Annotated in this window: 7 protein-coding genes; 2 read left to right on the forward strand and 5 right to left on the reverse strand. The window is 53.7% G+C overall.

What is annotated here, in order from left to right; translation table 11 throughout:
* The first annotated feature begins 206 nt into the window (after nucleotides 1-206).
* A complete protein-coding gene (locus B7364_RS04435) occupies nucleotides 207-1787 on the forward strand; it encodes an ammonium transporter (protein WP_269798760.1) in 1581 nt (526 codons plus the stop codon).
* Nucleotides 1788-1842: 55 nt separating this feature from the next.
* Here B7364_RS04435 and B7364_RS04440 read toward each other — a convergent pair whose 3' ends face one another.
* The 3 genes from B7364_RS04440 to B7364_RS04450 form a co-directional block, all read right to left on the reverse strand.
* Entirely contained in the window at nucleotides 1843-2691 is an 849-nt protein-coding gene (locus B7364_RS04440) for a C40 family peptidase (RefSeq protein WP_085338725.1), read from the reverse strand.
* Between the two features lie 12 nt (nucleotides 2692-2703).
* Entirely contained in the window at nucleotides 2704-3117 is a 414-nt protein-coding gene (locus tag B7364_RS04445; RefSeq protein WP_085338726.1) for a MarR family winged helix-turn-helix transcriptional regulator, read from the reverse strand.
* 134 nt (nucleotides 3118-3251) lie between these two features.
* Nucleotides 3252-4631, reverse strand: a complete 1380-nt coding sequence (locus tag B7364_RS04450; protein WP_085338727.1) for a leucyl aminopeptidase family protein — start codon at nucleotides 4629-4631, stop codon at nucleotides 3252-3254.
* Nucleotides 4632-4758: 127 nt separating this feature from the next.
* Here B7364_RS04450 and B7364_RS04455 point away from each other — a divergent pair, with 127 nt between their 5' ends.
* Nucleotides 4759-5682 carry a tetratricopeptide repeat protein gene (locus B7364_RS04455; RefSeq protein WP_157893485.1) on the forward strand — a complete coding sequence of 308 codons (924 nt, stop codon included), beginning with the start codon at nucleotides 4759-4761 and terminating at the stop codon, nucleotides 5680-5682.
* Between the two features lie 57 nt (nucleotides 5683-5739).
* Here the strand turns inward: B7364_RS04455 and B7364_RS04460 are convergent, their stop codons facing one another.
* Both B7364_RS04460 and B7364_RS04465 read right to left on the reverse strand, forming a co-directional pair.
* Nucleotides 5740-7296, reverse strand: a complete 1557-nt coding sequence (locus B7364_RS04460) for a DUF1501 domain-containing protein (protein WP_085338729.1) — start codon at nucleotides 7294-7296, stop codon at nucleotides 5740-5742.
* A gap of 10 nt (nucleotides 7297-7306) precedes the next feature.
* Nucleotides 7307-9040 carry a DUF1800 domain-containing protein gene (locus B7364_RS04465; RefSeq protein WP_085338730.1) on the reverse strand — a complete coding sequence of 578 codons (1734 nt, stop codon included), beginning with the start codon at nucleotides 9038-9040 and terminating at the stop codon, nucleotides 7307-7309.
* Nucleotides 9041-9162: the final 122 nt, after the last annotated feature.

Raw genomic sequence — 9162 nt, forward strand, 5'->3', positions numbered from 1 at the left:
CGCCTAATTTCTGCACAGCGCACTCTGCCCTGTTTGCGAGCACGTCTCCAGTTCTATGCTCAAATTTTGAGCTAATCTGTTCGATTGCGCGGAAGCGGCAGGCCGACACTTGCCCAGAAGTGCCCGATTTCTAACGCTGCGGCTTGGATGGAGACTGGGCTAATTCTGAGCTCAAGATCGCAAACCTTGTGGGGAGCACGACGAACGTGACACGTATCGCAACACGCACACGACCGGAGCTTGGCTTCGAAGCGCTGGTAAGAGCTGGGCTTGCAGCCCTAGCAGCACTGATTTTTGTAATGGGAAGTGGCTTAGTTTCACCAGCCCACGCGCAAGACGCAGCCAATGCAGTCGCCGCTGCTGCAGCACCGGCCGCCGAAGCGGCCCCTGCTGCGGCCAAACTCGTAGCAACTTTGCCAGAAAAGGTTGTCGACAAGGCCGACATCACGTGGATGATGGTCTCAACGCTGCTTGTTCTACTGATGATTATTCCGGGTTTGGCCCTGTTTTATGGCGGCTTAGTTCGCGCCAAAAACATGCTGTCTATGCTGATGCAGGTGTCCACCGTAATGGTAATTGGCATGATTACCTGGATGCTTTGGGGCTATAGTCTCGCATTCACATCGGGCGGTGAAATCGACAGCTTCGTCGGAGGGTTTGACCGCTTATTCCTCAATGGCGCTGGCCTCGACGCGGATGGCAACCCAGTTCTCGTCGCCACCTTCTCTACGGGTGTATATATCCCTGAATTGGTGTTCGTTGTTTTCCAAATGACTTTCGCGGCCATTACTGCGGCTCTTGTTTTGGGTGGTGTAGCTGAGCGGATGAAATTCGCAGCTGTTGTGGTTTTCGCCGTTCTTTGGCCTCTTCTTTCGTATTATCCAATGGCACACATGGTTTGGTGGTGGCCCGGTCCAGACGGCCTGGCAGCTGCTTCAGCGCAAGGTGACAGCTATACATCAGGATTGATCTGGAGCTTTGGAGCCCTCGATTTTGCTGGTGGTACTGTCGTGCACATCAATGCTGGGATCGCAGCTTTGGTTGGTTGTATCATTCTGGGTGCCCGTGCAGGCTATCGGAATGAGCCGATGCCACCTCACTCTCTGGTCATGACCTTTATCGGGGCGGGCCTTCTCTGGGTTGGCTGGTTTGGCTTCAACGCAGGCTCGAACCTCGAGTCCAACTATTATGCCGTCTTGGCAATGGCTAATACTTTTATTGCCACCGCAGCCGCCGGCTTCAGTTGGGTTATCTATGAATGGGTGACACGCAAACGCCCATCCATGCTTGGCTTAGCGTCGGGGATCGTTGCAGGCCTTGTGGCTGTAACCCCAGCTGCTGGTTTTGCTGGCCCCATGGGTGCACTGATCCTTGGCCTAGTAGTCTCGCCAGCCTGTATCTTCTTCTGCTCGGTCGTGAAGTCGGCGCTAAAGTATGATGATAGCTTGGACGCTTTCGGCATTCACGGCATTGGCGGCATTATTGGTGCAATCGGAACAGGTATTGTGGTTTCCCCAGCCTTGGGTGGCGCAGGCATTGTCGACTACACCAAATGTTTCGATGAGGCCGGCAAAATCCTCGCTGTGTGCCCTGCGCTGCCATATGATATGGGCCAGCAAGTTATGAATCAGTTGAAAGGCGTACTGGTCACGGTTGCTTGGTCGGGAGTTGCTTCGGCAATCGTCTTCTTCATCATCAAATACACGATCGGCCTTAAAGCCTCTGTGGATGATCAAGAGGAAGGCCTCGACATCGCTGAGCATGGAGAACGCGCCTATCACCTCTAAGGCGATAGCCGGCATCGAACCAGAAAGGCCAGCTTAGCGCTGGCCTTTTTTGTGCCTAATTGCCCAAACGACGGATGGTTAGAATTGAACCATAGCTTTCGCCGATCCGGTCAACCGCCGCTGCCAAGGGCTCATGCGTTACTGCCATATGATAGCCATTAGCATGCAGTATGTGGGTCTCGTCTGTCATCAAGGCGACATGCCCCTTCCAGCAAACAATATCGCCCCGCTGAAGGCCCGTTAGGCTTTCATCAAAACGGACCGCTTTGCCAACTTCGCGCTGCATGTAGGAATCACGCGGCAACGCGATGCCTGCTGCCCTGAAAGCAGTCTGAATCAGACCTGAGCAATCAAGGCCCAAGCTCTCAACGCCACCCCATTGATACGGCGCATGAAGGAACTGCTCTGCAATCGCCACGGGATCTGTGGCAACCTGCGACAGTGGCGCTAAGTGAGCCTGATATATCCAGCCCGCGCGCTCAACTGCAACAAAGCCATTTTCATGCTCAGCTTTGATGGTCACCTGTGCGCCGAGGCTCAAAAGGAAATGTGGAGCTGCCCGAGCAGTCGGCGCTGAAAAGGCATAGGTACGCAACACATTAACCTTATGGGACGTTACCAAAACTGGCGCGGACAGAGCAGCCATATCAAACCAGCCAACATAGCCATCGCTCCGCATTTGGCCCCATCCAAAACCCCCTCGTTCTTCGTAGACATCAACGACATCACCATGAAGTGCTTGGCTCAATTGTTCGCCATCTGGCTCTGGAACTTTGCGCAATGGCGCGACACCGGCACTCACTTGATGTGGAATCGGGTCAACATAGCGAGCAGATTCGACAATACCTTTGAGTTTCGAGGCTGCCAGGTCACTTCGATAGGGATTCAGATTGGGGTCAAGCATAAACGTTGCTCATCATGCCATTTTTGGCTGGGCGTTTTGATGGCTAATGTGATCTGCCGATCCTGTCCGGCTAACTTGGGTGATTTCAGCGATACCACGGGCGATGGCGGCTGCATATGTCGACAAACGCTCTGCGCCTGCTCTCGTTCCAACCACAAAGACATTGCGCCGGTCATCCGGATCTGGTCGGCGCTCAACATAGCCTGCCTCCTGTAGCGTATCGATCGCCCGCACAATCGCCGGTTTCCCCACGTTAAGCCCCTGGGCTAGAGCACGAACGGTATGGGGCCCCGGCTCAAGATAGACCGTCAGCATGAGGGCCGTCTGACGGGCGGTCAGATCAGGCCCATCAGATTGTACCGATCGGCAGGTGACGTCCAACCACAAGCCAAGCGCTTGCTTATTGAGTCGAGGAAACTGATCCAACTTCTACCCCTAAGGCCGTGTCTGAACGCAACTGTGCTATCGACGCCTTTAGGTGAATCGATTTGCATTTTGTGGAAAGAGTCCCCTTGAACTCAATTGCTTGTCAGACTAACGACGAAACTGAAATTCTGAATTTAACCGAATCTTTTCCGTAACATCGCTTCAATCGTTCGCACTGCATGAACTTCGCCGCCTTGCGGCCGACCTGGCTTTTCCTTGGGGTTCCAACAATAGACGTCGAAATGTGCCCAGATAGGTTTGTGCTCGTTCACGGCGACGAATTTTGAGATGAACAACGCACCATTGATCGCCCCTGCAAAAGGCCCACCCGAATTCTTCAGATCGGCAATTGAGCTATCTAAATCGTCTTCATAGGGCCGCCACAAGGGCATGCGCCACAAATGATCGCCTGTAAGTGCCGCTGCTTCGTTCAGCGATGCGGCTAACTCGTCATCCTCCGTGAAGAACGGCGGCAATTCTGGCCCCAAGGCCACACGCGCGGCACCAGTAAGGGTCGCCATATCCAAAATCATCGCATTGCCATCTTCGCTTGCACGCGTCACAGCGTCTGCCAAGATAAGTCGGCCTTCAGCATCCGTATTGTCAATCTCAACACTTAAGCCATTTCGGGCACGAATCACGTCGCTGGGCCGAAACGATCTACCATCCATTGAGTTCTCAACTATCGGGATATAGACCGATAAACGTATATCAAGACGGGAACTTGCCAGCGAAGAAAAGAGAGCCAAAACACAAGCAGCGCCGCCCATATCTTTCTTCATTAGTGCCATGCCGGAAGAGGGCTTCAGATTTAACCCGCCGGTATCAAACGTCACCCCTTTTCCGACTAGGGCGAGAGGATAAGCATCTTTCCTGCCTATCCGCAGAATCACTAGGCGCGGCTCTTGGGCTGCCCCTCGCCCCACCGTGTGTATAAGGGGATAATTCTGCGCGATCAGTGCCTCGCCTCGGATCACTTCAATCTCTGCCCCATGGCTTTCGCCCAATGAGATCGCCACAGCCTCCAAAGCGTCAGGCCCCATATCGTTTGGCGGCGTATTGACAAGGTCGCGCCCCAGTTTGACCGCACTGACGGTCAGGCTCGCGGCGTCAATATCAGCCCCCGCCGGCGGGATCAGGCGGGCTGGCCTATGATCCTTGCGCTTATAGCGATCAAAGACATAAGTCCCCAACAAAAAAGCGACCAAAATCGCGTGGCCTTGATCTTTTGGAATCGGCGAGACTATCCGATAGTCACCTGCAGGCAGTTTACTAGCCAAAGCCCCAAAGACCCCTGCATCGAGGCTCGCACCAAGCCCAAAGAGCACCCGCTCCAAAGAGCCATCCGGAGCCGGAACAAGAAGCACTCGCCCCGCTTGCGCCCGAAACTCATGGCATGCTGCAAGAGCAGCCTGCGAGCTAGACTTGCCTTCGAGATAAGTCGGCCACTCTGAAGACGAGATAGTATAAATGGGGATGAAGGGGGCGTCTTGAGAGGCAATATTTGGATGCATGGCGCTTCTTTAGGCTGATCTTCAATTCCTGAAAAGCGCTTAGTTCCGATGGCCAATTGGGTCACTTGAGGGTTTGTTAACAAAGATTGACCAATGCTTAGCTCCAGTGATTCGTGAGGCTTTCACCATGTCGTTCCACATTTGCGCTCATCGCCTACCCGCGGCCCTGATCGGGGCAAGTTTTGGATTGATTTTTCTTGGCATTTCGCCTGCTCAAGCCTTCCCCTTGTTCGGCAAAAAATCTGAAGCCAGTGCAAAGACGCCGACGGCTAATGGAGCACCGGTAAGCCCAGGCATCAAGAATGCTGTAACTGGTACCGCTGCAGTAAAGGCAACAACTGCACAGGAAATTGCCGCGGCAAAACCAGCGTCCGCCAAAGAAAGGCAGGCAGCACGCAGCCTCGACCTGATAAATCAAGCAAGCTTTTGGATGGGCGAACTTCAAAAAAATCCAGCTGATGCAGAAGCTGCACTAGAGGGTTCGGTTGCGCTACGGAAGATTGGTTCTGCGGAGCGCGCCGTGCAATTGGCAGCTATGGGTCTGCAAGTCAAAGGCGAGAGCCCACAGTTATGGAGCGCCTTGGCCCTTGGCCTTGTTGCGGGCGGTGAGAACGAGCCCGCGCTCCAGGCTTTACAAAAAGCCATCTCCCTAAGTCCAAAGGATGCGAGCCTGCAATCTGCATTGGGTGTCGTCTATGACCGTTTAGAACGACCTGACCTTGCGGCCACAGCCTATGAGGCAGGCCTTAAGTTGTCGCCAGAAGACGCTACGATCCTCAGCAATTATGGCTTGTCGATTGCAATGACCGGCGACCTGAAAAGCGCAGAAGAGATGCTGAGGCGGGCTAATCATAGTCCACTAGCCCCCCCACAAGCCCGACAAAACCTAGCCTTGGTCGTAGGACTACAAGGCCGCTTTGAGGAAAGTGAGCGCTTGGCGACCCGTGATTTGCCGCCAGCGGTAGCTTCGGAAAACGCCGCCTATCTCAAAGCGATGCTAAATGGCGGCGAAAGCCGTTGGACACAATTGCGTCAGGAGAAGACCAACTAAAAGGCCGCCTCTCGACATCAAGAAGCGGCCCCTTAGAAGGATTTCGGCGCCCCAAGATCAGGTCATAAATCCGAGATTTGGCCTGGAGAAATTCTTTAGATTCGGGAAAATGACAGCCAAGTCTGTATTCGAAACACCAAACCATGTTCCCAAAGTTGCGGCGTATTGATCAACTGATGTGGTAGGAATGTGGGCATTGCCAGCTTGGTCGGGATTCCGGAAAGTACCCAAGTCGCTCCCAACGGTTGGGAACTGGCCATACATGTCGCCACCATTCACCGCACCACCCATCACCAAATGGTGCCCGCCCCAAGCGTGATCAGTACCATCGCCATTTGTATTGAAAGTCCGCGAGAAATCTGATCCCGTGAACGTCGTTACTGAGCTGCGCATATCAACGCCACCAATATTGGCTAAAGTCGCATCAAAAGTTGCCATAGCATTCGCCAGTTTGCTCAGATTATTTGGCTGAGCCGTGTTTTGGAAGTCGTGACTATCGTGACCGCCAACGGCCACAAAAAAGACTTGTCTGCGAAGGCCAAGGGCAGGTGCTGCAGCAATCATACGAGCTACAGTCTGTAATTGGACCGACAAAGAATTGGTTTCGACATTGTTGGTGATTGGATTGCGATAAATCGGTGGCGTCGGAATCGCTGCAACCAAGGGTCCAGTAGCAGCTGAATTCAGCGTGACCGAGGCATCAAGCGAGCGGCCAACAATCGTGGCATGATCAGATCCCATGTTCGCGACAAAACCGGTATCACGGATGATCTCCCGCATCTTTGCAGGACCTTGGTTTGAGCCAAATAGTGTCGTACCGCCGACCGCATTCACAACAACCGCGGGTGTTGCACCGGTTGAAACTTGATACTGCACGACCGTCCGCCCTGAAAGGAAGACTGTATTCCCGGCAGTAGACATCGCCGTGTACAAGCTGTTGGCACCATTGCTGGAAGCCATCAAGTCGCCAAACTGACCACCCCATCCGGTACGAACTCCTTCAGTAAGGCCGGCCTGCCAAACGGCTTGCTGATCATTATGCGAGAATAGGTTTGCAGGGAGCTTTTTAGTTCGAGCTTGGTATTGAGCTTTGGTAACCGGCTCCACAAGTGAACCGACATTTGCGATGACCGCCAATCGTCCTGCTGAGTAGATAGGCAAAAGGGGGGCAAGCATCGGGTGGAAGCCAAAGGTGCGAGTTGTTGCATTCGTACCGGCTGGAATAGCCTGAGGGGTTTTGGGGGTGAATGGCAAGATGCCACCCCATGCCTCTGGCGTACCGGCTCCTACCGTACGGCCGGTCACTGGCGAAGTTGAGCCGACCGTCGCTGCTGCTGTGCCCACAGGCATTAGCGCAATTGGGTCCGAGCCAGTGTTTCGCGCCGCCCAGTATCGGCTCCAAGAATCTGTATCAGATGCAAGGACTGTATTGTTAGAGTCGTTGCCACCCAATTGGAAGATACAAACTAGGGCCTTGTAGCCACCCGCGGTTTGACTGGCGGCCGAATTAAACGCGGCAAGTTGCATGCCAAAGGCAGTTGCCACAGGCGCTGCAATGCCAACTGCACCGGTTGTTGCCATAAATTGGCGACGTGTATGACGTAGATCTTTCATGGCCGCCCCCTTAGCGCTGCAAGATATAATCTGGAGAAACGACGGTCAGATATACCGCAAGTTTTGATCGGTTCAGCAAAGCTGCATCAATTTGCGCTTGGGTGGTTGTGCCGCCTGACGGAATAGTAATTGCGGTCACGGCATCGATGATCTGCTGACGACGCGCTGAGGTCATGTTGCCATAGGTCAAAAGGTAATCGACGCGATCTACCAAGGCGGCAGGATCGGCGGCAACAGCCATTTCTTTGGTATAGGAGAGCTTGACGTCACTACTGGTGCCGATGCCAGTATTAACGGTAGTCTGCATGGTATTCATATAACCAGCTACAGTGACTTCATCGACAATCTGCATTTCAGGGGCCACTAACCCCAGCGAACCGGTCTTCGTGTTTGGCGGCGTATAGCCAGGCCGGAAGAAGTTGAAGACCGATGGCGATGCCATTGGCGATTGACCGAGTGACGTGGATGCGCTGGTCGAACCAACAGGCCACAGTCCATTTGTGGAGGTCGCGTTCAAAGCGCGCATCAGACCAGTCATTCGAATGATCGGTTCGCGAAGCTTGCCAAAGTTTGCGTCCACCCCGGCTGACATATTGCGCGCCTCGCTATCCAACAAAACCGCACGGACTACGGCAGCCATATCGCCACGCACCCCAGAACCGTTGTTATTGAAGACGTTTGCCACCCGGTTTACATAAGCTGGACTTGGATTAGAGGTCACCAAACGCTGGATCATTTGTTTCCCAATGAAGGGGCCAACGTTAGGATGGTTGAAAATGGTGTCCAAAGCGATCTTCAGATCACCAGCTGGGTCTGACGTCGCCGAAGCCGGGATCACCGTGCCCAGAAAGCGCTTTTCCGAGGTTGAATGGAAATTCGGATAGGCGATCATAGGGGTCACAAAGGATGCATCGTTGCGTCCACCGCCCGCAAAGGTCGAGTTGGTCGGCGTTGCGGCATACCAACTAAAGCCAGTGAAAACCTTCGCGAGATTTGAAATATCCGCGGCCGTATAAGTCGGAATCGGATTACCCGAACTATCGAGCTTTTGGGTTCCATCATTATTGAGTTCAAACAAGCCGATGGACATTAACTGCATGACTTCGCGTGCGAAGTTTTCGTCCGGCGAACGGCCTGTAGCAGGGTCCTCTTTCTGGTTTGCGATATGGGTCAGATAAACACCCATCATAGGGTGAAGCGTCACATCTTCCAGAAGTTGGCGGAAGTTACCGAAGGCATTTCGGCCGAGCATATCATAGTATGAACCAAGACCCCGGACGTTCATCTGCGGATCTGCAAATGAGATCACAAAGATCTGTGACAGTGCGAACTTTGTTCGCTGCCGCAGCTGATCTGGCGCAGTAACCGCTTCGCGCCAAAAATACTCATAAAAATGCGTTGAGCTCACATCGGCCGATGGATTTGGCATAGCCGGAGCAGGTGGGTTCCGCAATTGATCCCGCCGCGTGTTGAGGTAGTCAAGGGCGAGCGGACCAACAGGGAGTGCTTGCTGCGCTGTGATCCATGCGGCGAAAGTTGTGTTCCGAGTTGCCTCAATTTCAGCTTCTGTTGGACCAAACGTCGATTGGATTAAGAAGCGCGAGGTCTCTGCCGCTGTCGGCCTAGGGGGCACAACAACACTGCCACCTCCGCCCGAGTCAGATGAACCGCCGCCACCGCCACAGGCCGAAACCAGTCCCAATACTAACGCTGCACCAGCTACTTTAATCCAACGTTTGCTCATTACGCACCCCACCTCAAGTAGCCATCTCACCAATTGTGCAGGCACAATTCTAACGTGCTTAGCCCTTGCTACCAATATGGTTACTAGGCCGTGTGGACAAAGTGGATTCCCAAATCAGTTAG

Origin of the sequence: Aquidulcibacter paucihalophilus, assembly GCF_002105465.1 — a bacterium.
GTDB classification, from domain to species: Bacteria; Pseudomonadota; Alphaproteobacteria; order Caulobacterales; family Aquidulcibacteraceae; genus Aquidulcibacter; species Aquidulcibacter paucihalophilus.

Coding starts and splice junctions, on each gene's coding strand:
- B7364_RS04440 (WP_085338725.1), bottom strand. CDS start 2,691: ATGCTTGACCCCAATCTGAATCCCTATCGAAGTGACCTGGCAGCCTCG.
- B7364_RS04460 (WP_085338729.1), bottom strand. CDS start 7,296: ATGAAAGATCTACGTCATACACGTCGCCAATTTATGGCAACAACCGGT.
- B7364_RS04465 (WP_085338730.1), bottom strand. CDS start 9,040: ATGAGCAAACGTTGGATTAAAGTAGCTGGTGCAGCGTTAGTATTGGGA.
- B7364_RS04450 (WP_085338727.1), bottom strand. CDS start 4,631: ATGCATCCAAATATTGCCTCTCAAGACGCCCCCTTCATCCCCATTTAT.
- B7364_RS04455 (WP_157893485.1), top strand. CDS start 4,759: ATGTCGTTCCACATTTGCGCTCATCGCCTACCCGCGGCCCTGATCGGG.